The organism is Mesorhizobium sp. P3_B5, assembly GCF_056402815.1.
Window position 1 is genome coordinate 1 of record NZ_JBFUGR010000007.1, and the last position, 25,952, is coordinate 25,952.

Annotated in this window: 21 protein-coding genes, 1 pseudogene and 1 riboswitch; of the genes and pseudogenes, 9 read left to right on the forward strand and 13 right to left on the reverse strand. The window is 63.9% G+C overall.

The features are described 5' to 3' along the window. Positions 1-739, forward strand: a pseudogene (locus tag AC1DVW_RS18690) (hypothetical protein); the annotation flags it as partial. Positions 740-772: 33 nt separating this feature from the next. On the opposite strand, the gene AC1DVW_RS18695 reads toward AC1DVW_RS18690, so the two are convergent. The 4 genes from AC1DVW_RS18695 to AC1DVW_RS18710 form a co-directional block, all read right to left on the reverse strand. Next, the gene (locus tag AC1DVW_RS18695; protein ID WP_477324985.1) at positions 773-1,072 is read right to left on the reverse strand and encodes a CcdB family protein; all 300 of its coding nucleotides are present in this window, start codon (positions 1,070-1,072) and stop codon (positions 773-775) included. Then, positions 1,072-1,314 carry a type II toxin-antitoxin system CcdA family antitoxin gene (locus AC1DVW_RS18700; protein ID WP_095201385.1) on the reverse strand — a complete coding sequence of 81 codons (243 nt, stop codon included), beginning with the start codon at positions 1,312-1,314 and terminating at the stop codon, positions 1,072-1,074. Before AC1DVW_RS18700 ends, AC1DVW_RS18695 begins: the two co-directional genes overlap by 1 nt. Before the next feature lie 84 nt (positions 1,315-1,398). Next, complete coding sequence (locus tag AC1DVW_RS18705; RefSeq protein ID WP_477324987.1) at positions 1,399-3,219, reverse strand: ABC-F family ATP-binding cassette domain-containing protein; 1,821 nt, start codon at positions 3,217-3,219, stop codon at positions 1,399-1,401. 1 nt (position 3,220) lies between these two features. Further along, positions 3,221-3,865, reverse strand: coding sequence for a thiamine diphosphokinase (locus tag AC1DVW_RS18710; RefSeq protein WP_477324989.1), 645 nt, complete (start codon positions 3,863-3,865; stop codon positions 3,221-3,223). 87 nt (positions 3,866-3,952) lie between these two features. Further along, positions 3,953-4,067, forward strand: a riboswitch (TPP riboswitch). Positions 4,068-4,110: 43 nt separating this feature from the next. On the opposite strand from AC1DVW_RS18710, the gene thiB reads away from it, so the two are divergent. From thiB to AC1DVW_RS18730, 4 genes are all read left to right on the forward strand, one after another. Next, positions 4,111-5,124, forward strand: coding sequence for a thiamine ABC transporter substrate binding subunit (gene thiB / locus AC1DVW_RS18715; RefSeq protein ID WP_477324991.1), 1,014 nt, complete (start codon positions 4,111-4,113; stop codon positions 5,122-5,124). Positions 5,125-5,372: 248 nt separating this feature from the next. Then, positions 5,373-6,986 carry a thiamine/thiamine pyrophosphate ABC transporter permease gene (thiP, locus tag AC1DVW_RS18720; protein WP_477324993.1) on the forward strand — a complete coding sequence of 538 codons (1,614 nt, stop codon included), beginning with the start codon at positions 5,373-5,375 and terminating at the stop codon, positions 6,984-6,986. Beyond that, positions 6,983-7,762 carry a thiamine ABC transporter ATP-binding protein gene (gene thiQ, locus AC1DVW_RS18725; protein WP_477324995.1) on the forward strand — a complete coding sequence of 260 codons (780 nt, stop codon included), beginning with the start codon at positions 6,983-6,985 and terminating at the stop codon, positions 7,760-7,762. Before thiP ends, thiQ begins: the two co-directional genes overlap by 4 nt. A gap of 320 nt (positions 7,763-8,082) precedes the next feature. Then, complete coding sequence (locus AC1DVW_RS18730) at positions 8,083-9,489, forward strand: M48 family metalloprotease (RefSeq protein WP_477324997.1); 1,407 nt, start codon at positions 8,083-8,085, stop codon at positions 9,487-9,489. A gap of 96 nt (positions 9,490-9,585) precedes the next feature. Here the strand turns inward: AC1DVW_RS18730 and AC1DVW_RS18735 are convergent, their stop codons facing one another. Further along, positions 9,586-11,847, reverse strand: coding sequence for a caspase family protein (locus tag AC1DVW_RS18735; protein ID WP_477324999.1), 2,262 nt, complete (start codon positions 11,845-11,847; stop codon positions 9,586-9,588). A gap of 209 nt (positions 11,848-12,056) precedes the next feature. Further along, the gene (locus AC1DVW_RS18740) at positions 12,057-12,920 is read right to left on the reverse strand and encodes an RNA polymerase factor sigma-32 (protein WP_477246166.1); all 864 of its coding nucleotides are present in this window, start codon (positions 12,918-12,920) and stop codon (positions 12,057-12,059) included. A gap of 336 nt (positions 12,921-13,256) precedes the next feature. Here AC1DVW_RS18740 and AC1DVW_RS18745 point away from each other — a divergent pair, with 336 nt between their 5' ends. The 3 genes from AC1DVW_RS18745 to AC1DVW_RS18755 all read left to right on the forward strand — a co-directional run bounded on the left by AC1DVW_RS18745 (position 13,257) and on the right by AC1DVW_RS18755 (position 15,615). Next, positions 13,257-14,030, forward strand: coding sequence for an amino acid ABC transporter substrate-binding protein (locus AC1DVW_RS18745; protein ID WP_477325001.1), 774 nt, complete (start codon positions 13,257-13,259; stop codon positions 14,028-14,030). Positions 14,031-14,179: 149 nt separating this feature from the next. Further along, positions 14,180-14,860, forward strand: a complete 681-nt coding sequence (locus AC1DVW_RS18750; protein WP_477325003.1) for an amino acid ABC transporter permease — start codon at positions 14,180-14,182, stop codon at positions 14,858-14,860. After that, the gene (locus AC1DVW_RS18755) at positions 14,857-15,615 is read left to right on the forward strand and encodes an amino acid ABC transporter ATP-binding protein (RefSeq protein WP_477246173.1); all 759 of its coding nucleotides are present in this window, start codon (positions 14,857-14,859) and stop codon (positions 15,613-15,615) included. The genes AC1DVW_RS18750 and AC1DVW_RS18755 overlap by 4 nt, the downstream gene beginning before the upstream one ends. Positions 15,616-15,786: 171 nt before the next feature. Here AC1DVW_RS18755 and AC1DVW_RS18760 read toward each other — a convergent pair whose 3' ends face one another. From AC1DVW_RS18760 to AC1DVW_RS18780, 5 genes are all read right to left on the reverse strand, one after another. Continuing rightward, positions 15,787-16,368 carry a CarD family transcriptional regulator gene (locus tag AC1DVW_RS18760; protein WP_112559634.1) on the reverse strand — a complete coding sequence of 194 codons (582 nt, stop codon included), beginning with the start codon at positions 16,366-16,368 and terminating at the stop codon, positions 15,787-15,789. A gap of 371 nt (positions 16,369-16,739) precedes the next feature. Continuing rightward, complete coding sequence (gene fdxA / locus AC1DVW_RS18765; RefSeq protein WP_258606784.1) at positions 16,740-17,078, reverse strand: ferredoxin FdxA; 339 nt, start codon at positions 17,076-17,078, stop codon at positions 16,740-16,742. Positions 17,079-17,227: 149 nt separating this feature from the next. Next, complete coding sequence (locus AC1DVW_RS18770; protein ID WP_477246175.1) at positions 17,228-17,614, reverse strand: RNA-binding S4 domain-containing protein; 387 nt, start codon at positions 17,612-17,614, stop codon at positions 17,228-17,230. A gap of 27 nt (positions 17,615-17,641) precedes the next feature. After that, positions 17,642-21,082, reverse strand: a complete 3,441-nt coding sequence (locus AC1DVW_RS18775) for a helicase-related protein (RefSeq protein WP_477325005.1) — start codon at positions 21,080-21,082, stop codon at positions 17,642-17,644. A 679-nt stretch (positions 21,083-21,761) separates the two neighbouring features. Beyond that, positions 21,762-22,328 (reverse strand): TetR/AcrR family transcriptional regulator, encoded by a 567-nt coding sequence (locus AC1DVW_RS18780; RefSeq protein ID WP_477325007.1) that lies wholly within the window; start codon positions 22,326-22,328, stop codon positions 21,762-21,764. 99 nt (positions 22,329-22,427) lie between these two features. Here AC1DVW_RS18780 and AC1DVW_RS18785 point away from each other — a divergent pair, with 99 nt between their 5' ends. After that, positions 22,428-23,678: an FAD-dependent monooxygenase gene (locus AC1DVW_RS18785; RefSeq protein WP_477325009.1), complete on the forward strand. Its 1,251-nt coding sequence runs from the start codon at positions 22,428-22,430 to the stop codon at positions 23,676-23,678. A gap of 83 nt (positions 23,679-23,761) precedes the next feature. Here the strand turns inward: AC1DVW_RS18785 and phbB are convergent, their stop codons facing one another. Both phbB and AC1DVW_RS18795 read right to left on the reverse strand, forming a co-directional pair. Beyond that, complete coding sequence (phbB, locus tag AC1DVW_RS18790) at positions 23,762-24,487, reverse strand: acetoacetyl-CoA reductase (protein WP_477246183.1); 726 nt, start codon at positions 24,485-24,487, stop codon at positions 23,762-23,764. A gap of 129 nt (positions 24,488-24,616) precedes the next feature. Further along, positions 24,617-25,801: an acetyl-CoA C-acetyltransferase gene (locus AC1DVW_RS18795; RefSeq protein ID WP_477325011.1), complete on the reverse strand. Its 1,185-nt coding sequence runs from the start codon at positions 25,799-25,801 to the stop codon at positions 24,617-24,619. Between the last annotated feature and the right edge of the window lie 151 nt (positions 25,802-25,952).

The window sequence follows — 25,952 nt, forward strand, 5'->3', positions numbered from 1 at the left end:
GCCGGCAACACCGCCCGCCGAGGGTGCCGCGCCGGCAACGCCACCCGCCGCGGACTCGGCACCCGCAACGCCGCCCGCAGCGGGTGCCGCACCGGCGGCGCCGACCGATGCCGCAGCAACTCCGCCGGCGCCAACTGCCGCCGCTCCGACGACGCCGGCAGCAGCGCCTGCCGAGACCTCGCTGCCGGTCGGCCAGAAGGCGATCTTCTATGAAGAGCGCACCAGCACCGCTCAGGGTTCGGCCGAGCCCGGCAGCATCGTCTGGTCGCTGGTGCAGGAATCGCCTGGCGGCGACCTGCCGCCGGAGCCGGCGATCCGCGCCGAAGCGACCATCCCCGGCAAGGACATCCAGTTGCGCATGACCATCCGCCGCAACACCGACCAAACACTGCCGGCCAGCCACATCATCGAGATGATCTTCCTGACGCCGGATGGCTTCGAAGGCGGTGGCGTCGACAACATCCTGCGCGTCGCCATGAAGAGTTCAGAACAGGATGCCGGCAGTCCGCTGATCGGCATTCCGGCCAAGATCGCCGACGGCTTCTTCCTGGTGGCGCTCAACGACACCAAGGCGGACGAAGACGCCAATCTGACCTTGCTCAGGGGCCAGGACTGGATCGACGTGCCGGTGGTCTACAAGACCGGGCGGCGGGCGCTGCTGACCATGGAAAAAGGCATTCCCGGCGAGAAGGTGTTCGACGAGGCGATCAAGGCCTGGCAGGCGAAGACCGCGGGCTGAGAACGAGTGTCTCGCCCTGGCTGTTGCCTTCGTTCAGAAGCCCTGGAACAGCATGTCGAGCGCGGCAACGATGGCATCGTGCTGCGTCGTTAGATTCAGTCGACTATCACCCAGTTCGCTTGCCGCCACAGTGGCGATGAGGTGGGTGGCCATGACCAGCTTTCGACCGTTGACCTCAAAGGTGGGATGGAGCTTTCGCATTGGCGGCGGCACCGTTGCAGCCGGCAGAAGCGGAACCACCACCCGAGTCTTGAAGTTGTCGAGCAGGTCGGATTGAACGTCGAGCAGATAGCTGCCTTCGATGCGCCCCGCAAAGACATCGTAGCGCGCCATCAGAATTGCCGATATTCTTCCAGCGGGATGCCGTGTTTTTCGACATAGTCGTTCCAGGCATCCATCGTAGCCCGGTTCTCAAGCTTCCAAAGCCGCGTTTTTTCAGCAGCCACAGCCTCAGCTATGCCGGCTTCGGCGGCGCGCGAGACATTCACGTCGAGCCCCTTTGCCTCTCTCATGAGGTTCGAATCGATCGACAGATTTGCTGGCTGACGGATCGCATTCAAGGCAATCTTGCGCATAGTACCCTCCGCAACATGCGCATAATATATGCGCATTTCAATGTCGGAGCAATAATCACGCGGCGCTGATTGCGAGTGGCGGGTCTACCCCTCCATCTCCTCGCGCAGCATCTCCAGCTCCAGCCATTCTTCCTCGAGCGCCGCCAGCGTGGCGCGCTCCTTGTCGAGGGCGGCGATGGTCTTCTGGAACGAGGCCGGATCGCGCTCGTAATAGGCCGGATCGGCGATGTTGTTCTCCAGCCTGGAGATTGAAGCCATCACAGCTTCGATTTTCTTGGGCAGGGATTCCAGCGCGAATTTCTGCTTGAACGACAGCTTTTTCGCCGGCCCCTTTGGCACAGAGGCTTCATTTTTGGCCGTTGCCGACGCGTCACCGGTTTCGGCCTTCGCTCGCGCCTTGCGATCGTCGAGCTTGGTGCCGCCACGCTGCGCCAGCATGTCGGAATAGCCGCCGGCATATTCGATCCAGTGGCCGTCACCGTCCGGTGCAATCAGGCTGGTCACGGTGCGGTCGAGGAAATCGCGATCATGGCTGACCAGGATGACGGTGCCGGCAAAACCGGCGACCAGTTCCTGCAACAGTTCCAGCGTCTCCATGTCGAGGTCGTTGGTCGGCTCATCAAGCACCAGAAGGTTTGCCGGCCGCGCCAAAACGCGGGCCAGCAGCAGACGCGCCCGCTCGCCGCCGGAGAGCTCACGCACCGGGGTGCGCGCCTGTTCCGGCTTGAACAGGAAATCCTTCATGTAGGAAACGACATGGCGCTGCTCGCCATTGATGACAAGGTTTTCACCGCGCCCGTCGGTGAGATATTGCGCCAGCGTTTCTTGCGGATCGACGGCTTCGCGCTTCTGGTCGAGCGTGGCGATTTCCAGATTGGTGCCGAGCCGCACCGAGCCGACATCCGGCTTCATCTCGCCGGTCAGCATCTTGAGCAGCGTCGTCTTGCCGGCGCCGTTCGGCCCGACCAGGCCGACGCGGTCGCCGCGCTGGATGCGGGTCGAAAAGCCCTTGACCACGGTGAGGTCGCCAAAGCTCTTCTCGATGTTTTTCGCCTCGATCACCAGCTTGCCGGATTCGGCGGCGTCGCTGGCCACCATGTTTGCCGCGCCCTCGGCGCCGCGATGGCCACGAAAGCGCTGGCGCATGGTCTGCAATTCGCCGAGCCGGCGCATGTTGCGCTTGCGCCGTGCCGTCACGCCATAGCGCAGCCAGTGCTCTTCGCGCACGATCTGGCGGCCGAGCTTGTGCTGCTCGCGCTCTTCTTCTTCCAGCACCACGTCGCGCCATTCCTCGAAATGGCCAAAACCCTTGTCGAGACGGCGGGTCTGGCCGCGGTCGAGCCAGATGGTGGCGCGCGACACGCGCTCGAGAAAGCGGCGATCGTGCGAAATGACCACCAGTGCCGAGGAGGTGCGGGCGAGCTCCTCTTCCAGCCATTCGATCACCGAGAGATCGAGATGGTTGGTCGGCTCATCAAGCAGCAGGATATCAGGCTCCGGCGCCATCACGCGGGCAAGGGCGGCGCGCCTTGCCTCGCCGCCGGAAAGGTCGTTCGGTCGCTCCTCGCCGGACAGACCGAGATGCTCCATCAGATAGGTGGCGCGATAGGGATCGTCGGCGGGTCCCAATCCTGCCTCGACATAGGCGCGGACGCTGGCGAAATCGTCCATGTCAGGCACTTGTGGAAGGTAGCGCACGGTCGCCGACGGTTGGCGGAACACTTCGCCGTCCTGCGGTTCGATCAACCCGGCGGCAATCTTCAAGAGCGTCGACTTGCCGGAGCCGTTGCGGCCGACCAGCGCGATCTTGTCGCCGGTCGATGCCGTCAGCGCCGCGCCATCGAGCAGCGGCGTGCCGCCGAAGGTCAATTTTATCCCGTCGAGATTGAGAAGCGGCGGCGCCATGTCAGCTTTCTGGAAGAGGGTAGGGGTGGGCGAGCAACAGTGCGCGGCCACCACCCAGTGCAATTTCGAGCCGGCCCTTGACCTCGTTGGAAATGGTCAGCGAGGAGCCGAAGGCAACCTCGACATGGGCGAGCGGCCATTTGGCGCCAGTGACGGTCAGGCCGGACAGATCGGAAAAGCCAAGGATCGAAAACAGCGTGCCGTCGGCATAGTCGAAACCGGCCTTGCCCGGCAGCAACGGGATGCCCTCCTCTTCGCCACTGGTCAGAAGCACCTGCGTACCGGTCTCGGCCAGGTGGATGCTGAGCGCCAGATGCAGGAAAGCATGGTCGGCGCGTTTGCCGCCAAAGGCGCCGGCCAGCACCAGGCTGGTTGCCCCGCGTTCGAGCGCGGCGGCGATGGCCAATTCGCCGTCGGTCTTGTCTTTTTCCGGCGGAAACACCTGGCGGGGCACCGACGCCAGATCGTCCGGCAGATCGGCCGGCACGGAATCGAAATCGCCGACCCAGAGTTCCGGCATCACGCCCAGCATCCTGGCATGGCCGATGCCGGCATCGGCGGCAATGACGCGCGTGCCTTCGACCTGGCGGTCGAGCAGCGGCGTGCGGATGAGATCGCCGCCAAGCAGGATGGTGAATGTGCTCATATCCGGTGGCCCTTACCAGCCCGGCACGAGAAACGGAAGGCGGCAAACTCCCACTTGCGCGGTCGATCGGCCGGGCCTATGTGTCGAAACGCTCTAACGGGGTGCCGGACGCAATCTTCGCGGACCGGCTGAGAGGCAGATTTGCCAACCCGCTGAACCTGATCCGGTTTGTACCGGCGGAGGGATTAGACGTTTCGGATAGCCCGACGCCTCAATTCCTTTCAACGCGAACGAAGGAGGCGCCGATGCGCACGCTTTTTTACTCTCTTGTCTCAGCAACAGTTTTTGCGGCATCTGTTTTTGCCACGTCCGAGCCGGCATCGGCCCAGGAAAAGCTCACCGTCTACACCTATGAGAGCTTTACCGCCGACTGGGGTCCCGGCCCTGCGGTGAAAAAGGCCTTCGAGGCCGAATGCGCCTGCACCCTCGACTTCGTCTCGGTCGCCGATGGCGTGGCGCTGCTCAACCGGGTCAAGCTCGAAGGCGCCGCGACCAAGGCCGATATCGTGCTCGGCCTCGACACCAATCTCACCGCCGAGGCCAAGGCCTCCGGCCTGTTTGCGCCGCACGGCGCGGTGTCGGATGTCAACGTGCCCGGCGGCTGGAGCGACGACACTTTCGTGCCGTTCGACTATGGCTATTTCGCCGTCGTCTACGACACCGAAAAGCTAAAAGTCCCGCCCAAGAGCCTGAAGGAATTGGTCGAGGGCAGCGCCGACGAGAAGATCGTCATCCAGGACCCGCGCACCTCGACGCCGGGTCTCGGCCTGCTGCTCTGGGTGAAGTCGGTCTATGGCGACAAGGCGCCGGAAGCCTGGGCCAAGCTCAAGGCAAAAGTGCTGACCGTGACGCCGGGCTGGAGCGAGGCCTACGGCCTGTTCACCAAGGGCGAGGCGCCGATGGTGCTGTCCTACACCACCTCGCCGGCCTACCACATGGTCGCCGAAAACACCGAGCGCTACCAGGCGGCGTCCTTCGAAGAGGGCGAGTATCTGCAGATCGAGGTCGCCGGCATCACCACCACAGGTGCCAAAAACCCGCTAGCGCAGAAATTCCTGGCCTTCATGACCGGGCCGAAATTCCAGAATGTCATTCCCGAGACCAACTGGATGTTCCCGGCCGGGAAAACCGACAAGCCGCTCAACCCGGCCTTTGACAAATTGGTCAAGCCGACCAAGACCTTGCTGTTCAGCCCGGAAGAGGTCGCGGCCAACCGCAAGGCCTGGGTGGATGAGTGGCTGGCGGTGATGAGCAAATAGCTTTGTGGCAAGCTGATCGAAGATGATCGCTCTATGGCGCCCCCCTCTGTCCTGCCGGACATCTCCCCCACGAGGGGGGAGATCGGCCGTCATGGCGGCCTTCGCCAATTGCCGAGGTCGCAGGAGTAAGCGGAGCGGTGGAATAGCCAATCTCCCCCCTCGTGGGGGAGATGTCCGGCAGGACAGAGGGGGGCGCGAAGGAACGCAGTCCTTTGTAAGTGCCGCAATCCGAGGATTGGCGGTCCAGCGTGCAACGCGCGTCTGATCCCCGCGTCACCGCCGGCATCGTCGCGCTCGCCGCAATCGCGCTGCTGATCGGCGGCGCGTTCGCCGGGCTTATCCTCGAAGGCACGCGGGACCTGTCCGGGGCTGTGTCGGCCTTCGATCCCTATCTCCTGCGCGTCGCCCGCTTCACGTTGTGGCAGGCGGCGCTCTCGACGCTGCTTTCCGTAGTGCCGGCGCTGTTCGTTGCCCGCGCGCTGTCGCGGCATCCGCACTTCCTAGGGCGTGGCTTCATCCTGCAGCTGTTCGCCGTGCCGCTGGCGCTGCCGGCCATCGTCGCGGCGCTTGGCATTCTCGCCCTTTATGGCCGCGCCGGCTATTTCGCCGGCGTGCTCGGTACGATCAGCGGCCAAAACTGGCCCGGCATCTACGGCTTGTCCGGCATTTTGGTCGCCCATGTCTTCTTCAACCTACCGCTCAGCGTGCGGTTGTTCCTCGAGGCGCTGGGCACGGTACCGGCCGACCAGTGGCGGCTGGCGAGCCAGCTTGGCATGGGCGCGGCGCCCGCCTTCCGGCTGATCGAGTGGCCGACATTGCGCGCGGCCCTGCCTGGCGTCGCCGGGCTCGTCTTCATGCTCTGCATCACCTCCTTCACCATCGTGCTGATCCTCGGCGGCGGGCCGGCCGCGACGACGCTGGAGGTCGCCATCTACCAGGCACTGCGCTTCGATTTCGATCCCGCGCGGGCCGTCACGCTAACGCTGCTGCAGATTGCGCTGACCTTTGCCGTGGTGCTGGCCCTGACGCGGCTTGGCGCCAACACCGTCGGCGACGCCAATCTGCCGGTGGCGTCGCGTCGCTATCTTTCGGCCGGTGCTACCGAGACCGCGCTCAACACTGCCTTGATCGTCCTCGCTCTGCTGTTCGTCGCCGGGCCGATGGCTGCCACGGTGATGTCAGGCCTTGGCGCCGATCTCGGCCGTCTCGCCGGCGAAAGTGCTGTACGGCAGGCGACGCTGACCAGCGCCGTGCTTGCCTTCCTGTCGGCGCTGCTTTCCGTAGCGCTGGCGTTGTCGCTGGTCATGGCACGGCGGGCGTTGTCCCTGAGCCGCCGCGTTGGCACCAGAACGCTGCTCGAACACGCCACCGACACCGGAGCCGGTTTTGTTCTTGTCGTGCCGCCGATCGTCATCGGCGCCGGCTGGTTCTTGCTGCTGCGTACGGTCAGCGATGTCTTTGCCATTGCTCCGATCATGGTCGTGACCGTCAACGCGGTGATGGCGATGCCGTTTGCGCTTCGCGCCGTCCGCCCTGCCTATGATGCGGCGAGCGAGCGCCATGAGCGGCTTTGTTTACTTCTCGGCATTTCCGGCTGGAGCCGGCTTCGGCTGATCGACTGGCCGTCGCTGCGGCGGCCGCTTGCCACCGGCTTTGCCTTTGCCATGGCGCTGTCGCTTGGCGATCTCGGCGTCATTGCGCTGTTCGGTAGCGATTCCGTGCAGACGCTGCCCTATCTGCTGCTGTCGCGCATGGGCAGCTACCGCACGGCGGACGCCGCCGGCCTAGCGCTGCTGCTCGGCGTGGTTTGTCTGGCGCTGGTGCTGGCCGCAGACTGGCTGGGACGGGGAGAAAAATCATGACGTCCGCGAACCAGGGCACCGGCGACGAAAAAGGCGCGGCCGTGCGGTTGGACCAGGTCACGTTCAGCTACGCTGAAGTGCCGTTCTTATTCGACGTCGAGTTCGCGGCGTCAAAAATCACCGCCATCATGGGAGCGAGCGGCTCGGGAAAGTCGACACTGCTCAATCTGGTCGCCGGCTTCGAGACACCGCAGTCGGGCCGGGTGCTGATCGGCGGCGCCGATGTCGGTGCTGCGCCGCCCTCGGCGCGGCCGGTGTCGATGGTGTTCCAGGAAAACAATCTCTTTGCCCATCTTTCGGTCGAGCGGAATGTCGGGCTCGGCCGCTCGCCTTCGCTCAGCCTGACCGAGGCCGACCGCGCCGCAATTGCCGAGGCGCTCAAGCGCGTCGGCCTTGCCGGCAAGGAGAGACGCCTGCCGCGCGAACTCTCCGGTGGCGAACGGCAGCGCGTCGCTCTGGCTCGTGTTTTGGTGCGCGACCGGCCGGTGCTGTTGCTCGACGAGCCTTTCGCCTCGCTCGGCCCGGCGCTGCGCGACGACATGCTCGACCTGCTTGTGGGCGTTCATGCGGAACGGCAGATGACGGTGCTGTTCGTGACCCACCAACCGGAAGACGCGCACCGCGTCGGTCAGAACATGGTGTTCCTGGACAATGGCACGGTTGCGGCAACCGGGGCTGCGGCTGATTTCTTCGCTGGGGCTGGCCCCGACGCCTTTCGGCGCTATATCGGCACAGGTCCGGGCGGATCACGAGATGTTGCCCGGAAGCGGACATAATTTACGGCCAAACCGGGTTGGGGCGAAGTGGCGCTTGCTTGCCATGGTCAAGGTAGTGTGGCTAGGTCCGCCCAGTACTGGTCCGGCACTGGCCGTGATTTGCCCCTACAGCGTCGTGTCCATTCGGACGACAAGGATGCTGTAGGTTTTTGATTTTGTGCGTGATCTCCAAGCCGCCGGCGCGAACCTTCGGTTCGGGATCATGTGTTGAGAGCCGAAAGGAAGCCGTTCTGCCGACCGGCACAGACACAGTAAGACGCAGTCCGCTGGCGCGTTTTCTCACGCTGGCCGGCTTGGCCGTGGCGCTGGCAAGCTGCCAGATGTTCACGCCTCCGGACGTGCAGGAATCCGGCTTCCAGCCGTCCGACAAGCCGATCACGGTCGACAATGTTGCCGCCAACAGCAAGCTCGCCGAGCTGGCGAAGGCGCAGCACCCGCGCATCCTCGCCACCTATGGTGGTGAATATTCCGATGCCAAACTCGAGCGCATGGTCGCCAAGGTCGTCGGCAGGCTGACGGTGGTGTCGGCCAATCCGACACAGACCTATCGCATCACCATCCTCAATTCGCCCAACGTCAACGCCTTCGCACTGCCGGGCGGCTATCTCTACGTCACCCGTGGCCTGTTGGCGCTGGCCAATGATTCGGCCGAGCTTGCCGCCGTCATCGCGCATGAGATGGGCCACGTCACCGCCAACCATGGCCTGCAGCGCCAGCAGCTGGAGGCCGAGGAAGGGTTGGCAACCAAGGTCGTCTCCGACGTGCTCGGCGACAGCCCGACCGCCAAGGCGGCGCTGATCCGCGGCAAGCTGAAGCTCGCCCAGTTCTCGCGCAACCAGGAGCTGGAGGCCGACGCGATCGGCATCAAGTCGATCGGCGAGGCGGGTTTCGATCCGTTTGCCGCCGGCCGCTTCCTGCAGTCGATGTCGGCCTATACCGATTTCCGTTCGATCAGCGGCGCCACCGACGCCAGCCTCGACTTCCTGGCGACGCACCCCAACACGCCGCAGCGCATCGATCTGGCGCAGCGCCATGCCCGCCAGTTCGGCGCGCCCGGTGTCGGCACGCGTGACCGCGATTCCTTCCTTGCCGGCATAGACGGCCTGCTCTACGGCGACACGCCGGAGGAAGGCTATGTGCGCGGCGAAACCTTCATGCATCCGGGTCTCGGCGTCTCCTTCTCGGTGCCGGACGGTTTCATCATCGACAATTCGGCCGCGGCGGTGACCGCCACCGGCCCCGGCGACATGGCGATACGCTTCGACGGTGTCGCGATCGACAAGAACCGGCCGCTGACCGACTACATCCGCAGTGGCTGGGTGGCCGGTCTCGTCGAAAGCAGCGTCAAGCAGGAAACGATCAACGGCAACGAAGCGGCGACCGCGCATGCCGGCGCCGAAGGCTGGCAGTTCGATATCGCGGTGATCCGTGCCGGCGGCCAGGTTTACCGGCTGCTGACGGCGGCACCGTCCGCCAGCACCGCGCTGGACCCGGTGGCGCGCTCGGTCAGCGGCTCGTTCCGCATCCTGAGTGCGGCCGAGAAGGCGGCGCTGAAGCCGTTGCATATCCGCGTCGTCACCGTGCAGCCGGGGCAGACCATGGGGTCGCTGTCGGCGCAGATGGTCGGCGTCGATCGCAAGCTCGACCTGTTCCGGGTGCTCAACGCGCTGTCGCCGGGGGCCGCTGTTTCGGCCGGCGACAAGGTCAAGATCGTCACCGACAAGTAAGAATCGGACGGGCAGGCGGTGCTATAGCCCGCCAGCGGGTGGTGGCGAAGGTGATTCCACTCACATCGCCTGGTCAGCCGCCAACGACCGCCGCCGTCAGCCAGGGCTGCCGCCGCCGCTTTGCCTGCCACTACCGCCATTGCCGTTACCGCCGCCACGCCAGGGCGGCGCAGTGAATGGATCGGGTTCGTTCGGTACCGGTCCGAGAAGTTTCGGGAGGTACTCCCTTTTGGGCTTGGCGACCTTGGGCGGCTTCGTACGAATGACCTTTATCTTCGTGATTGTTTTCGTTTCGGGCGTGCAGGCTGCGATCGCCAGGGCATTGCGGCCGGCAGGACCGAGAATGCTCATCGTATAGTTGTTCTGCCGTTCGATACCGGCCCTGAGGAAGGCCACGGCACGGGCCGAGTCGGCGGGCACGCCATTGCGGCCGTCCTTGAAGATCACGGCGAGGTCGCTCATGGCATTGCTATGCCCCATCGCCGCTGCCTTGAGCAGTAGGTCCAATCCCTTGCCGGTATCGCGCTTCACGCCGAGGCCATTGAACAAGGACCGTCCCCACGCCGTCATCGCGTAAGGGTCTCCCTTAGCGGACGCTTCTGAATAGAGGCCATTCGCTTTCGTGGCATCCGCAGGCGTCCCTATTCCGGACGAGGCGATGCGGCCGAGTTCGAAGACGGCCCGGACATGTCCCCGGTCGGCAGCCTCCTGGATCGCCTTGCTGGCTTCGTCGACCTTGCCTGACGCCAGCAAGGCACGGCCCAGTTCGTAGTGGAAGCGGGCGATGTCGGGGTAGGCCTTGACCGCCGCTTGGCAAAGCTCGACCGCGTTGCCGCCGATCTCGTTGGGCAGCAGTCCTGGGACCACGCCTTGCAGGTCGAGGGGGTCGCCTGCCGCCTCGTCGCAAGGCTCGACGCTTGGCGACAGCGTCATCGTCGCCCGCTTCGACGAATTGCTGGCTCGGATTTCGAAGCCGATCTCGACGGCAGCTGTCGAACCGACCTGCGGCTCATAACGCAAATCACTGACTTCATTGGCCATCAGGCTCGATTGAGGCGACAGGATGCGGTCCGGCAGCGACAGCGTTCCCGTTGCCGGATAGCTGGCGAGCTTAAGGCTGATGCCTGGATCCTTTGCCGGCAGATCCAGCTTCAGCGGCACCGGGCCTATTCCGACCGGAACCTTGACATCGCGATCCCCGATCGCCTCGGCGGCCCCGGAGACATGGATGCCGCGCTCAAGCACCCGCTGCTTCTGCTCATTCTTGAGCGAGGCGATGATCTGCTTGCCGTCGGCGCCCTCGCCGCTCATGACCCGCAGCACCAGAACGCCTTTGGATTCGCCGCCCCAATCGTCATGCGTGGCGTAGGCCACCGTGTCCACTTGTTCCTGCGCGCCGACGCCCTTGGGAACCTCTATCTTCAGACGCGGCAGATCCTTGCCCTGGATCGGCTGGCCCACTTCGACGGGTTTGCCATCCAGCGTCAGCCGGCCGAGCGTCGGCGGGCTTTCAATGCTGACGGTGACCGCGCCGCCGTCGACGTCGACAGGCTGCGGCAGGTCCAGCGCGACAGGACCGACGCCGGACGGCACGACCTTCTCCAGCACTGGCGGCAGCGAGGGCCGGGTCACGCGACGCATCAGCACGACGTCGTCGATCAGCGAGGAGTTTTCCCACGGAACCTGCTTGCCATCCGTGGCCTTGACGACATCACGGCGCACCGCGGCCATGACCGTGCGTATCTCCTGGTTCGGCGCCAGTGCCCGGCGCGAGAATGCCGACGAGAAGGGGCTGAGATCGCCGGTTCCGTCATAGGCGATTGCTCCCGGTTCCGTGGCAAAGGCGATCAACGTGTTCTGCGAGCCTTTGACTTGCGCGAGGCCGGTGCCGCCGGTGATGACCAGCTGGTCGCGCAGCCAATAGTCCTTGCGTGGGAACGGATTGTTGCGGCAGGCATCGAGAATGATCACCTGGATCTTGGATTTCGAGCGCAGCTGCTCAAGCACATCATCCAGCTTGACAGCCTGGACCTCGATGTCGGCTGCATCCTTGAGCGATGCATCGACCGGGATCAGGAAATTCTCGCCGCCGATCTGGAAGCCGTGGCCGGAGTAGTAGACGACAGCCAGATCGGCGCCGTCCGCGGCCGCGAGATAGTTGCGGAACTGCTCCTCGAACTGAAGCCTGGTGACGTCCTTGGCAAGGAACACATCGAAGCCAGCCTGCCGAAAAGTGTTCGACACATCGTCGGCGTCCTTGTCCGGATTCTTGAGAGCGGGAATGTCCCGGTACTCGGAATTGCCGATGACAAAGGCAACCCGCCGATCGGCTCGCGCATCGAATGTCGTGAGGCCCACAAGGACCAAGGCTCCAAGGATCGCGTAGCATCGCAACATGGCAAATCCCCATCCGCTATGACCTGTTCGGTCGCAAGAACGCAATTTGCAGCGGCCGGGTCTGTAAAAGGGGTCACAATCCACAAATATAGAGGAATGCCGCCATGGCGGCGATATATTCTTATATAATTAAAGTCTTACGTTGACCCTCAGAGACACCACAGGTGCGTTCAGGCGGCCGTCGCCAGGAACTCCGGGTTCTGCCGCACCAGCGCTATTTTCAGCTTTTCCATGGCGCGCGCCTCGATTTGGCGGACCCGTTCCTTGGAGATGCCGAGCGTCTCGCCGAGCGCTTCGAGCGTCGCGCCCTCGTCGCTCAGCCGGCGTTCCTCGATGATCCTGAGTTCGCGGGCGTTGAGCGCGCCGAGCGCCGTCTTCAGCCAGCCAGACCTGCGTTCGACATCGATGGTGTCGCCAGCGATCTCGTCGGGCAAGGGGTCGTCCGAGATCAGGAAATCCATCCGCTCGGTCGCGCCAGCGTCGTCGGCGAGCGGCGCATTGAGCGAACTATCGGGCGCCGAAAGGCGAGAATCCATCATCGCCACATCGGCTTCGGAAACGCCAAGCGCCACTGACACTTCGCGGTAGAGCGTGGCGTTGGAGATCGGCTCGGCGCCTTGCGCCAGTCGGGCGCGCAGGCGCCGCAGGTTGAAGAACAATGCTTTTTGCGCCGAACTGGTGCCGCCGCGCACGATCGACCAGTTGCGCAGGATGTAATCCTGCATCGAAGCGCGGATCCACCAGGTCGCATAGGTCGAAAACCTGACTTCGCGCTCCGGCTCGAAACGCGCCGCCGCTTCCAGCAGGCCGACATGGCCTTCCTGGATCAGGTCGCCGAGCGGCAGGCCATAGTGACGGAATTTGGAGGCCATGGAGATGACCAGCCGCATATGCGCGACGGTGATCTGGTGCAGCGCGTGCTGGTCCTGGTTCTCCTTCCAGCGCAGCGCCAATATGTGCTCCTCGTCGCGCTCGAGATAGGGAGCTTTCATCGCCGTGCGGACCATGGTCCGTCCTGCCGTGTCTTCCATCATGCGCCGCGCTCCCTGTTACGGGCATTGCGGACGGCTTGGCGACCGCGATCCCTGGCGTCGGGTGGTTGAAATGGTGACGCCGTGCCCTACAACAGCCAAGAACGTGCCATGCGCGGGATTGGTTCCGCCGCTCATGTCGCGTGGGTTGTGCTGCCGGCAACAAGGTTGCAGCGACCCGAAGCGCGGCTGGTTGGCGCCAGCCGGCATGGTTTTGAGAATTCGGTTTCGGGCGCGGCCGATTTTTGAAATCTGGTTCCTTATTTTGCGGCTCGGCATCTGTCAGTTTCCGGCTCTCACAATGCGCCGGACACCGGCCAAGGACGGGATCACAGAAAAATGAAATGGCTCAACTCACTTGTCATCGCCGGAACGCTGCAGGTTCTGGCTGTCACAACCGGCCACGCCGGTGCCAATCTCGACCAGATCAAGCAGGCCGGCACCATCAAGGTCGGCACGGAAGGCACCTATCCGCCCTTCACCTATCACAATGATGCCGGCGCGCTGGTCGGCTTCGACGTCGAGATCGCCAAGGCGATCGGCGACAAGCTCGGCGTGAAAGTCGAGTTCCTCGAGGGCAAATGGGACGGGTTGATCGCCGGCCTCGACGCCAACCGTTATGACACCGTCATCAACGAAGTCGGCATCACCGACGCCCGCAAGGCGAAGTACGACTTTTCCGATCCCTACATCGCCTCCAAGGCGGTGCTGATCGTGCGCGGCGACGACACCGCCATCAAGGCGTTCCCCGATCTCAAGGGCAAGAAGGTGGCGTCGTCGCTGACCTCGAATTTCGGCAAACTCGCCGAGGCCAACGGCGCCGAACTCGTCGGCACGGACGGCTTCGACCAGTCGATCCAGCTGCTGCTCACCGGCCGTGCCGATGCCACGATCAATGACAGCCTGTCCTTCCTCGACTTCAAGAAGCACAAGCCGGACGCCAATGTGAAGATCTCCGCGCGGCAGGAAAACGCCGAGTATTCCGGCGTCATCGTGCGCAAGGGCGATCCGGAACTGGTGGCAGCGATCAATACGGCGCTGGCCGACATCAAGGCCGACGGCACCTATAAGAAGATCGCCGACACCTATTTCGGCCAGGACGTGTCGCAGTAACGGCATTCCCGGAGCGGGTTGCTTGCCCGGCCCGATCACAAATAGCGGCGGGCCGTCTTTGATGGCTCGCCGTTTTTCGCTTGATATGACAACCGCATAGTCGCACTGCCAGACTGGGAACGGCAGTTGTGTGAGGGGAGGAGCCGTTCGTGCCGCACTGGCTGCAACTGATGCTGGACTCGTTGCCGACGCTGTTGTGGGCGGCGCTCATCTTCACCGTACCGCTAACGCTGCTGTCTTTCGTCCTCGGCTTGGCTGTCGGCCTGGGCGCAGCACTTGCCAGGCTGTTCGGATCAAGGCCGTTGGTCGCGCTTGTGCGCTTCTACGTCTGGATCTTCCGCGGCACGCCGCTCCTGGTGCAGCTGTTCCTGATCTTCTACGGCCTGCCGTCAGTCGGCATTCTGCTTGATGCCTTCACCGCGGCGCTGATCGGCTTCACGCTCAACATCGGCGCCTACACCTCGGAAATCATCCGCGCGGCCATCGGCTCGGTGCCGAAAGGCCAGTGGGAAGCCGCCTATTCAATCGGCATGACCTGGAGCCAGGCGATGCGGCGCACCATCCTGCCGCAAGCCGGCCGCGTCGCGGTGCCGCCGCTCTCCAACACCTTCATCTCGCTGGTAAAGGATACGTCGCTGGCCGCGGCCATTACTGTGCCGGAAATGTTCCAGGCGGCGCAGCGCATCGTCGCCACCACCTACGAGCCGCTGATCCTCTATGTCGAGGCGGCGATCCTGTATCTGGCGCTGAGCTCGGTTCTCTCAGCCCTGCAGACGCGACTGGAAACCCGGCTTAACCGCTATGGCGGCTTTCTGGAGGCGCGCTCATGATTGGTCTCACCAGCATCGAGAAGCGGTTTGGCGACAACCTTGTGCTAAAGAGCGTCAGCGTCGCCATCGAGGAGGGCAGCGTCACCGCGCTTGTGGGTCCCTCGGGTGGCGGCAAGAGCACGCTTCTGCGCTGCATCAACCTCTTGGAAATCCCGACCTCGGGTACGGTGCGCATCGGTGATGAGACGCTGGAGTTTCGTCCGGGCGTCAAGGTCTCCACGCGGGATATCCAGCGGTTGCGGCTGCAGACAGGCATGGTGTTCCAGAATTTTCAGCTTTTCCCGCATCGCACCGCGATCGAGAATGTCATGGAGGGGCTGGTGACGGTGCTGAAATGGCCGACTGCCAAGGCGCGCGAGCGGGCGCTCGCGCTGCTCGAAAAGGTCGGCATGGCGCACAAGGCCGATGCGTGGCCGGCAACGCTATCAGGCGGCCAGCAACAGCGCGTGGCGATCGCCCGGGCGCTGGCGCCGTCACCGAAAGTGCTGCTCTGCGACGAGCCGACCTCGGCGCTCGATCCGGAACTGGCGCAGGAAGTGGTCGACGTGCTCGGTCAGCTCGCCAGCGAAGGCACGACCATGGTGATGGCGACGCATGATCTGAGGCTCGCCTCCAAGATCGCGCAGGAAGTGGTGTTTCTCGATGCCGGCGTCGTTGTCGAAAAAGGTCCGGCAGCCGTGCTGTTCAGCAATCCGGAACAGCAGCGGACCAAGCGTTTTATCGCGACGCTGAAGCAAGAGGCGGGCGAGGCGTAGGCAATCGCAGGGCCTTCTACCCCCCCTTGTGGGGAGGTCCGGGTCGGGGGCTGCGCTGCACCCCCACCCCGCTGCTTCGCAGCGACCCTCCCCACAAGGGAGAGGGTTTACCCCAGAAACAAAAAACCCGGCGCCAGGCCGGGTTTTTCATGAATTCTGGGACGAAAGCGATCAGGCAGCTTCTTCCTGTTCGGATTCTTCGTTGTCGGCCTTGGCGCCGCGCTTCGGACCCTTGTTGAGGTTCACCTCGATGAGGCGCACCGCTTCGGTCTCCGACATGCGGTTGACGGCCGCGATCTCGCGCGCCATGCGGTCGAGCGCCGCCTCATAGAGCTGACGCTCGGAATAGGACTGCTCCGGCTGGTTGTCGGCGCGGTAGAGGTCGCGCACCACTTCCGAGATCGAGATCAGGTCGCCGGAATTGATCTTGGCATCATATTCCTGGGCGCGGCGCGACCACATGGTGCGCTTGACGCGGGCGCGGCCCTGAACGACCTTCAGCGCGCGCTCGACATAATCCTCTTCCGACAGCTTGCGCATGCCGATGGAGGTCGCCTTGGCGACCGGCACCTTGAGGCGCATCTTGTCCTTCTGGAAGTCGATGACGAAGAGTTCCAGCTTGTGGCCCGCAACTTCCTGCTCGTCGATCGAGACGATCTGGCCAACGCCGTGCGCCGGATAGACGATGTACTCGCCGGTTTTGAAACCGTGACGCGCCGCGGTGGACTTCTTCTGCGGGGTGATCGTTGCCATTACGCCCTGAACTCCTTCGTTGTGGTACCGGCGTCCTGCCGGCCCGAACTCGCCCGATCGGGATTACCGACCGTTAGCCGCACAACAGGTGAACCCACCGGAAAAGCCGGGACCGGCAAACCGCACAGAATGCGACCGCCCGCCCCAGATCGCTCTGGTCCGGATTGAGAAACTCACCTTTCAGTGATTTGGGGCGTTTGCGCCATAAATCGACGTTGTGTCACCGGCATGTTGGGCTGATGTAACACAAAAAGTCGGAAGAATCAAGGTTTTGCTGCATTCGCGAAGGCCAAGCACAATCGCTGCCTGTCAAGGCAGGTGATGTGTCACGTCCGTTATGCAGCGTTATGCCGGCCAAACCGGCACTCTCGTCAGTCGCCTTCGCCGGGCTCGGCGGAGAAATACTTCTCGAATTTTCCAGCCTCGCCATCGAAGGATTTGGCGTCTGCCGGCGGCTCCTTCTTGGCGGTGATGTTGGGCCATTTCTCGGCGTATTCGGTGTTGACCTGCAGCCACTTTTCCAGACCCGGCTCGGTGTCGGGCTTGATCGCGTCGGCCGGGCATTCCGGTTCACAGACGCCGCAGTCGATGCACTCGTCGGGATGAATGACGAGCATGTTCTCGCCTTCGTAGAAACAGTCGACCGGACAGACCTCGATGCAGTCCATGTACTTGCATTTGATGCAGTTGTCGGTCACGACATAGGTCATCGGTCGGCTCCGGTACGTCCCATTTTTGCTGGGCTTTTTTGGTGAGGTAACGCCTTTGTCCGCCGCTGGCAAGGGCAGCCATTCCTGGCGGCATCAGCGCGCCCGGAATGGAATTCCACAACGTCGCTGCGGCGAAAGCCGGTTGTGGCTCAATCCTCGCCGATCAGCCAGTCAGTCTGGCGGCGTTGCTTCTTGGTTGGACGGCCGCTGCCTGCCTCGCGCAATGCCGGGATCGCGTCCGGCACGGCCTCGTCTTTCGGCACCGGCGGTGGCGACATGTCTTCGTAAAGCAGGCGCGCCTCCTCGGCAGGGCCGCGCCGCGTACCGGTGTTCAGCACCTTCCAGACGAAGATGCGCCGCTCCAGCGTGATGGTCAGGACGTCGCCGGGCTTGACCATATCGGAGGCCTGCGCTGCTTTGTCGCGATTGATGCGGACGCGCCCGGCGACCACCAGCTTGGCCGCCAGCGAGCGCGATTTCACCGCGCGCGAAAAGAACAGCCATTTGTCGATGCGCTGTCGGTCTCTGGCGACCACTGGGGCAACCATCGGAGCGGACCGAGGCTACTTCTTCAGCTGGTCGCGCAAGGCGGCGAGCTTGGCGAAGGGCGAGTCCGGGTCGAAGCGTACCGGCCGCTCCTCACGCGGCTTGGGCTGGAAGGCGGGCTTTGCGCCCGGCGCGCCACCCTTGCCCTCCGGTCTGCCACCCTTCCAGGCGGACCTGTTATCGCGGTGATCGGGACGCTCGCCCTGCGGCTTGCCCTCGCGGCGCTCTGCGCCTTCGCCTTGCGGCTTCGGCTTGAACTTCGAGCGGTCGAAGCGCGGCTTGCCGGCACCGTCGCGCTGATCGCGGCGTCCCGGATGGGCCGGCCGATCGCCCGGCGCGCCTGCCGGCTGCCCGCCGGCGGCGTCCGCCGGCGCATCATTGCGCGCGGCCTGGCCGTTGCGCGGACGGCCGCGGTTTTCGTGCTGACGATTGCGCGGGCGCTGGTCGAAGCGACCCTGGCGCCACAACAGGATGGGTTTTGGCGCTTCGGCCTCCGGCACAGGCTCGCCGGCGGCGGCTTCCGCCACCACGGCTGGCTCAGCCGCTGTATCTTCGCTCGCGGCCGAAGCCTCGGTTACCGGTTCTGCCGATGCTGCTTCCGCTTCGACGACTTCGACTTCCGCCTCGGGCTCTGCCGGTGCGGCTTCAACCTCGACAGCTTCGGCCTCAGCCGCTGGTTCCGCAGGGGTTTCTGCTGCGGCTTCGGCTACCGGCGGCGCGTCTTCCGCGACCGCAACCGGAGTTTCCGGCTGGGCGTCCGCAACGGCCTCCGCTGCTGCTTCGGCAACAGGCTCCGCGACAGCCTCGGCTGCAACCTCGGTAGCGGCAGCCGCATCAGGCTCCGAACCTTCAGCTGGCGCCTCGACAGCCGTATCGGCAGTCGCGGCTTCTGCCGCCTTGGCCTGCTCGGCGCGGGCAGCCTCTTCCGCCGCCAACTTGGCTGCGGCGGCTTCACGCGCGGCATTGTCCTGCGCTTCGAGCCGCGCCTTCACTTCGGCCGCCGGCTTGGGCTCGGCGCGATAGCCGAGGCCTTTGAGGATTTCTTCCATGTCGTCGGCGGTGGCGCCGAGGATCGACATCATCGGCGGCGTCACCATGAAGGCCTGGCCGTCATAGGCGCCCTCGGGGCGTTGGCCGAGACCGGGCTTCCAGTTGGTCGCCGGACGGATCAGGTCGGCCAGCCGCTCCAGAATGTCGATGCGCACGGCGCGACGGCCGAGATTGCGGTAGCCGGCGAGCTTGTAGAAGGTCTTGTCGAAAGCTGGGTCGATGACCACCGAGGTGCGGCCGGAAGCCAGCGCGTGGACCACGTCGCCAAACCCCGGCTTGTCCTTGCCGTCATTCTTCAGCGCCCACAAAAGCGTCACCAGACCGGCCGGAGCCGGCTTGATCAACGCCGGCACGAAGACATGGTAGGCGCCAAAGCGCACGCCGAGGCGGCGGAGCGCGGCGCGTCCCTCCTGGTCGAGCGACTTCATCTCCTCGGCGATGTCGCGGCGGTTGATGAGGCCGAAATGCTCGACGAGCTGGAAGGCGATGCCGCGGCCGATGCCGGTGATCTGCTCGGCGTTCTTGAGGTCGACCAGCGGCTTCAGCAGGGATTCGATCTGGAAATTGACGAAGCGCTCGGCGCGCGCCGCGACCTTGTCGCGGGCGGGGCCGGTGAGCTGCTCGTCGGCCAGCAGCACGAGGCGCGGCTTCAGGGCTTCGTCGCCCGAAACCAGCGTGCCGATCGGCGCGCCAATCCAGCGCAGCGTGCCGTCCGAGCCGAGCGCGATATCACCATTGGACGAGGCACCGAAGCGTTCGGCGCGCGCCTCGAACTCGGCGGCAAGCGCCTTCTGGGCTGCCGCACGCACGGCCTTGGCGTCTTCGCCGCCGGCGCTCTGGTCGGCGGTGAAGCGGAATCCTTGCAACTCGCCGACATGGTGGCCTTCGACAAGGACGGTTCCGGTTGGGCTGATTTCGGCTTCAGGCATGGTATTTTCTCTAAGGCGCCGCATGAGGACGGAAGTCCTGCGGTCTACGAAGCGTTTCGTCAACCGCTCATGCAGCGCATCCGACAATCTGTCTTCGATTTCGCGCGTCTTTTCCTGCCAGTGTGCCTGATCGGCCAGCCAGCCGGGTCGGTTGGACACGAATGTCCAGGTGCGGATCTCGGCAATACGGTGCGACAGCGTGTCGATGTCGCCCTCGGTGGTGTCGGCGCGGCGCACCTGCTCGGCCATGTAGTTCTCGTCGACATGACCGTGCCTGGCCAGGTCCATGTAGATCGAGGCGATGAGGTCCGAATGCTGGGCCGGCGCGATCTTCCGGTAGTCGGGCAGGGCGCAGGCTTCCCACAGAAGCGCAACGCGTTTGGGGTCGGTGGCCAGCGCCTTTATGTCCTCGTCGCGGGACAAATACTCGAGCGCCTGAGCGTCGACCGCCGGCAGCGCCCGCGTCAGGCCTTCGACCGGCGCGTTGGTCTCGATCGAGCGCTTCAGCGCATCGAGGCTGGCAAAGTCGAAACGGGCAGAGCGCCATTGCAGCACTTTCACCGGATCGAACTCATGTCCTTCGATCCGCTTGACCAGTTCCTCGTCGAGCGGATCGACCTGGCCGGTGACGCCAAAGGTTCCGTCGCGCAGATGCCGGCCGGCACGACCGGCGATCTGGCCGAGTTCGGCCGCCGTCAAATTGCGGTACTGGTAGCCGTCGAATTTGCGGTTCTGGGCGAAGGCGACGTGATCAAGATCGAGGTTGAGGCCCATGCCGATGGCGTCGGTGGCGATCAAGTAGTCGACATCGCCCGACTGGAACAGCGCCACCTGCGCGTTGCGGGTGCGGGGCGACAGCGCGCCGAGCACGACGGCAGCACCGCCCTGCTGGCGGCGGATCAGTTCGGCAATGGCATAGACCTCGTCTGCGGAGAAGGCGACGATCGCCGTGCGCCGGGGCAAACGGGTCAGCTTCTTCGATCCGGCATAGGCGAGATGCGACAGCCGCGGCCGCGTCACCACCGAGACGCCCTTCAGCAGGCGCTGCAGGATGCCATGCATGGTGGCGGCGCCCAGCAGCAACGTCTCCTGGCGGCCACGCAGATGCAGGATACGGTCGGTGAAGATGTGGCCGCGTTCGAGATCGCCGGCCAGCTGCACCTCGTCGATGGCAACGAAGGCGGCGTCGGTCTCGCGTGGCATGGCTTCGACGGTACAGACGGAATATCTGGCGCCTGCCGGTTGGATCTTCTCCTCGCCGGTGATGAGCGCCACCTTGTGGGCGCCGACCTTCTCGCAGACGCGGGCATAGACTTCGCGGGCAAGCAGCCTGAGCGGCAGGCCGATAATGCCGCTTTCATGCGCCACCATGCGCTCGATGGCGAGATGGGTTTTGCCGGTGTTGGTCGGGCCAAGCACGGCGGTCACGTCGCGGCCCGACAGGATCAGCGGCTCAGTGTGTTTCGGCTGAATGTTCATCGACCTGGAAATAAGGCTTTCTGCCGTGTTGTCGGGAGCGCGCCTTAATGTGGCGCGTGTGACAGGCGACACATAGGGATTTCGTGCGCGAAGCGAAAGCGGAATGTTCCTGCCTGCTGTCCGAGGGTCGCGTTCGAGGGCCGAATCCGTCCGCGGTTAACAGTTGGAACGAGTCTGGAACGAATCGGCGACGAATCAGTGACTCATGCAGATTCAGCTTTTGTTCACGGCTACATGTGGATTTTTGACCGGCGAGTCTCACCACATGCTGAATCGCTGGAACTGGCCCGATTCATGCAGGCGAACGCTGATGTTAACCTTTGCCGGGGAAGGATCGGATCCTTGCGGCGGACCTTGCCCAAGATTATGAAATTGTTGATCTTTCCTAACGCGCTTTAATCATTTGGAGGGTGGTTTCAGACTTCGCCGTTAACGTTCCGGTCAAAGCCGGAACGAATGGGCGACGAATCAGCGATGGCCCGATTTTCCCGGTTTGTTCACCCCAATATCTTGTGTTGTGAACAGGTTTTCCACCGAGAATCCACAGGCTTGCTAACAGGTTTCGCACAGGCGGCGCTGTTGCCGTTAACATCTGCGTACCGGAGTGGCACAGATCGGCGCCGTGCTCATCCGTCGATGCACGACGACGAGCCTCGGCTGACAATGCCAACGGCCCGTTTTAAGATACGTCCTCTCCCGTTGCATAGCGCTGTAATGTGGGGCCGACGTTCAGGATGATTTCGTCGTGGGACAAGGCGACGACGGGCGGAAGCCGCAGCAAGTATCGACACATCGCCAAACCCAGCAGCTGGCTTGATACGAGCCCGGCCCGTCGACCCGCATCGGCGGCGGCTCCGGCCGACCCAACCACTGGCCACACCTGGTTGGCAAACACCTCGCGCAATTTCTCGGCGGCAAATTCGTTCGAGGTTGCCGAACGCAGCAGAATTGCCATGCCGGGACCGCTGGTCGGACCTTCCCAGATTTCGAGGAAACGTCTGATCAGGGCTTCGCCGACGGCGCTGCGGTCGATCACCTGCAATTCCGGCAATTGCAGATCGACGACCGCTGCCCTGGCGAACAGTTCGTCCTTGCTGCGGAAATAGCGGATCACCATGGCCGGATCGATAGCGGCCTGCGCGGCGACGTCGCGAATGGAGGCGCCCTCATAACCGTGCTCGGCGAACAGGAGCCGTGCGGCTTCGAGGATATGGGTCCGCGTGCGGTCCGACTTGCTGATTTTCATAGGCTGATTCTCGATCATGAACCTCATATGCCAACGACTGTTGACAAATGCAATGGCGTCGATTAAAAAGTCAACACTCGTTGATAAATGGAGAGAGAAATGCTACCCTATACAACAGAAGTGATGATCATTGGCGCCGGCCCGACCGGCATGGCGCTGTCCATCGTGTTGCACCAGGCCGGTGTCGACCACGTTCTGATCGACAGGCTGGAGCAGGGCCTTCAGAGCTCGCGCGCCGGCGTCATTCACGCGCAGACGCTGGAAACGCTGGAGCCTCTCGGCGTGACGCCGCGGCTGGGCGAACTTGCCCTGAAGCTGCAGAAATTTGCCTTCCGCGACCGCAACCGGGCGCTGCTCAACCTCGCTTTCGGCAAGCTTCCGTCAAAGCATCCCTATTTGATGATGCTGCCGCAGAACCTGACCGAGCAGGTGTTCGCCGAACGCATCGCCGCCCTGGGCGGGGTCATTCACCGCGCAGTCGAGGCCAAGGCGGTCGCTCAGGACATCGACGGTGCGCATGTGACGGTGGTCGAGAATGGCCGCGAGAAACTGATATCGGCACGCTACGTCGTTGGCGCCGATGGTATGAACAGCCTGGTGCGCAAGTCCGCCGGCATCGAGTTCGACGGCGCAGCCTATGACGCTTCCTTCGTCCTTGCCGACGTTCGTCTCGACTGGCCCGTTGGGCCGACCGAAGTGTCGCTGTTCTTTGCGCCGGCCGGGCTGGTGGTGGTGGCGCCGCTTCCGGACGGGTCGTACCGCATCGTCGCAACAATGGACAACGCACCGGAAAAGCCTGAGGTCGCCGACATCCAGGCGCTGCTCGACAGCCGTGGGCCGACCGGGAAACAGGCCCGGGTGCTCGGCCTGACGTGGAGCTCGCGTTTTCGCGTGCATCACCGCCTGGTCCGCTCGTACCGCAAGGACCGGTTGTTCCTGATGGGCGATGCCGCGCATGTGCACAGCCCGGCTGGCGGGCAAGGCATGAACACCGGCATCGTTGACGCGGTCGTGCTTGGCCAACTGCTTGCCGATGTTGTGAACGGGGTGCGCGCGGAGGCCGAGCTCGACGTCTATGAAACGCTGCGGCGTCCGGCAGCCCAGGAGGTGCTTGATCTGGCTGGCAGGATGACCGAGATGGCGCTTGCCCGCAGCCCCGTGAAGCGCCTCGTCCGCAATTTGGCGCTTTCGCTGCTGAACCTCAATCCATTCCTGAAGCGTCGCATCGCCTTGAAGCTGTCAGGTCTCAGCCGGGCGCCACTTGCCCGGCTGCCGGCGCCTTCCCGCCGGCCGGATCTGATCGCCCAGACCAAGCCTGCAGCCAAGCCAGGGCTGAAGCTCGCTGCCTGACGGCTATTGTCAGGCTCGCTGCCTCGTCGCGGGTACCGGCCGTTGGGCCGGTACATCGGTTGTCAGCGAGGGACGCCAAAGCCTCAGGCGAAGTATTGGCCGCCATTGGCGGAAATGGTCGAACCGGTGATGAAGCCGGCCTCGTCGGAGGCGAGGAAGACGACGCAGCGCGCGATCTCCTCGGGTTCGCCGAGGCGGCCGACCGGTATCTGCGGGATGATGCGTTCGTTGAGCACTTTTTCGTCGATCGCCTTGACCATCTCGGTTGCGATGTAGCCGGGGCAGATGACGTTGACGGTGATGCCGGCCCGTGCGCCTTCTTGGGCCAGCGCCTTCGAGAAGCCGATGTCGCCGGCCTTGGCGGCGGAATAGTTGACCTGACCGGCCTGGCCCTTCTGGCCGTTGATCGAGGAGATGGTGATGACGCGGCCGAACTTGCGGTCGCGCATGCCGCCCCACAGCGGATGCGTCATGTTGAAGACGCCGGACAAATTGGTGTCGATGACCTCTTTCCACTGTTCGCGTGTCATCTTGTGGAACATGCCATCACGGGTGATGCCGGCATTGTTGACCAGCACGGAAACCGGACCAAGGTCGGCTTCGATCTGCTTGATGCCGGCGCTGCAGGCATCGTAGTCGGCGACCGACCATTTATAGGTCTTGATGCCGGTCTCCGCGCTGAACTTCGCCGCTGCTTCGTCATTGCCGGCATAATTGGCGGCAACGGAATAGCCGGCGTTTTTCAGCGCGATCGATATCGCCGCACCAATGCCGCGCGACCCACCAGTGACGATTGCAACCTTGCTCATGCGCTCTCCTCCCTTTGGTCGGGAGAGTGAATAGGGAGTAGCGAATAGCGAGTAGGGATCTGATGTCCCATCGCGCTGACGCCATTCTTCCCTATTCGCTACTCCCTATTCGCTATTTCACTTCTTCTCTTAGAGCGCTTCGACGCACATGGCGACACCCATGCCGCCGCCAATGCACAGTGTGGCAAGGCCCTTCTTGGCGCCGCGGCGACGCATTTCGAAGACCAGCGTGTTGAAAACGCGGGCGCCGGACGCGCCGATCGGGTGGCCGATGGCGATGGCGCCGCCATTGACGTTGACGATCGAGGTATCCCAGCCCATGCCCTTGTTGACGGCACAGGCCTGGGCCGCGAACGCTTCGTTGGCCTCCACAAGGTCGAGGTCCTTGACCGACCAACCGGCCTTCTCCATCGCCCTCTTCGAGGCGGGAATAGGTCCGGTGCCCATGATCGCCGGATCGACGCCTGCGGTGGCCCAGGACACAATGCGCGCCAGCGGGGCGATGCCGCGCCTGACGGCTTCCGCTTCACTCATCAGCAGGGCGCCGGCAGCGCCGTCATTGATGCCCGACGCGTTGGCGGCGGTCACCGTGCCGTCCTTGTCGAAGGCCGGCTTCAGCTTGGTCATGGCGTCGATCGTGGCGCCGTGGCGGATGTACTCGTCCTGGTCGACGATGGTGTCGCCCTTCTTGCCCTTGATGGTGACGGCGACGATCTCGTCCTGGAACTTGCCGGCCTTCTGCGCGGCCTCGGCCTTGTTCTGGGAGGCCAGTGCGAACTGGTCCTGGTCGTCGCGGGTGATCTGGAACTGGCGAGCGACGTTTTCGGCGGTGTTGCCCATGTGATAGCCATTGAAGGCGTCCCACAGTCCGTCCTTGATCATGGTGTCGATCAGCTTGAAGTCGCCCATCTTGACGCCGGCGCGCAGGTGCTGGGCATGCGCCGAAAGCGACATCGATTCCTGTCCACCGGCGATGACCAGCTTGGCGTCGCCGGCGGCGATCTGCTGCATGCCGAGCGCAATGGCGCGCAGGCCCGAACCGCAAACCTGATTGAGGCCCCAGGCGGTGGTCTCTATGGGCAGGCCGGCATTGATCGATGCCTGGCGGGCCGGGTTCTGGCCTTGCGCGGCGGTCAGCACCTGTCCGAGGATGACTTCGTCGACCTCGCCCGGTTCGACACCGGCTCGCGACAGCAGCTCCCGGATGACGACGGCACCGAGCTCATGCGCGGGCGTGTTGGCGAAGGCGCCGTTGAAGGAGCCGACGGGGGTGCGCGCCGCACTGGCGACAACGATGGCATTGGCAGCGGACATTTTCTTCTCCAGACTTCGAGCTTGTTTTTTTGGCTATGGTTGGAGACTTTTCTTGCCCTTTCCATGATCCAAGTCAAACCGGAAATGGGCATGCCGGCCATGCGCTGCAAGCATGCCGCACGTGCTCACGCCAACGGCACCGCCTTTGCTG

Excerpts from the sequence above, each read along its gene's own strand:
- AC1DVW_RS18695 (WP_477324985.1), bottom strand. The coding sequence starts at position 1,072 with ATGGCGCGCTACGATGTCTTTGCGGGGCGCATCGAAGGCAGCTATCTG.
- AC1DVW_RS18700 (WP_095201385.1), bottom strand. The coding sequence starts at position 1,314 with ATGCGCAAGATTGCCTTGAATGCGATCCGTCAGCCAGCAAATCTGTCG.
- AC1DVW_RS18705 (WP_477324987.1), bottom strand. The coding sequence starts at position 3,219 with ATGGCGCCGCCGCTTCTCAATCTCGACGGGATAAAATTGACCTTCGGC.
- AC1DVW_RS18710 (WP_477324989.1), bottom strand. The coding sequence starts at position 3,865 with ATGAGCACATTCACCATCCTGCTTGGCGGCGATCTCATCCGCACGCCG.
- thiB (WP_477324991.1), top strand. The coding sequence starts at position 4,111 with ATGCGCACGCTTTTTTACTCTCTTGTCTCAGCAACAGTTTTTGCGGCA.
- thiQ (WP_477324995.1), top strand. The coding sequence starts at position 6,983 with ATGACGTCCGCGAACCAGGGCACCGGCGACGAAAAAGGCGCGGCCGTG.
- AC1DVW_RS18730 (WP_477324997.1), top strand. The coding sequence starts at position 8,083 with ATGTTCACGCCTCCGGACGTGCAGGAATCCGGCTTCCAGCCGTCCGAC.
- AC1DVW_RS18740 (WP_477246166.1), bottom strand. The coding sequence starts at position 12,920 with ATGATGGAAGACACGGCAGGACGGACCATGGTCCGCACGGCGATGAAA.
- AC1DVW_RS18745 (WP_477325001.1), top strand. The coding sequence starts at position 13,257 with ATGAAATGGCTCAACTCACTTGTCATCGCCGGAACGCTGCAGGTTCTG.
- AC1DVW_RS18755 (WP_477246173.1), top strand. The coding sequence starts at position 14,857 with ATGATTGGTCTCACCAGCATCGAGAAGCGGTTTGGCGACAACCTTGTG.
- AC1DVW_RS18760 (WP_112559634.1), bottom strand. The coding sequence starts at position 16,368 with ATGGCAACGATCACCCCGCAGAAGAAGTCCACCGCGGCGCGTCACGGT.
- fdxA (WP_258606784.1), bottom strand. The coding sequence starts at position 17,078 with ATGACCTATGTCGTGACCGACAACTGCATCAAATGCAAGTACATGGAC.
- AC1DVW_RS18775 (WP_477325005.1), bottom strand. The coding sequence starts at position 21,082 with ATGAACATTCAGCCGAAACACACTGAGCCGCTGATCCTGTCGGGCCGC.
- AC1DVW_RS18780 (WP_477325007.1), bottom strand. The coding sequence starts at position 22,328 with ATGAAAATCAGCAAGTCGGACCGCACGCGGACCCATATCCTCGAAGCC.
- AC1DVW_RS18785 (WP_477325009.1), top strand. The coding sequence starts at position 22,428 with ATGCTACCCTATACAACAGAAGTGATGATCATTGGCGCCGGCCCGACC.
- phbB (WP_477246183.1), bottom strand. The coding sequence starts at position 24,487 with ATGAGCAAGGTTGCAATCGTCACTGGTGGGTCGCGCGGCATTGGTGCG.
- AC1DVW_RS18795 (WP_477325011.1), bottom strand. The coding sequence starts at position 25,801 with ATGTCCGCTGCCAATGCCATCGTTGTCGCCAGTGCGGCGCGCACCCCC.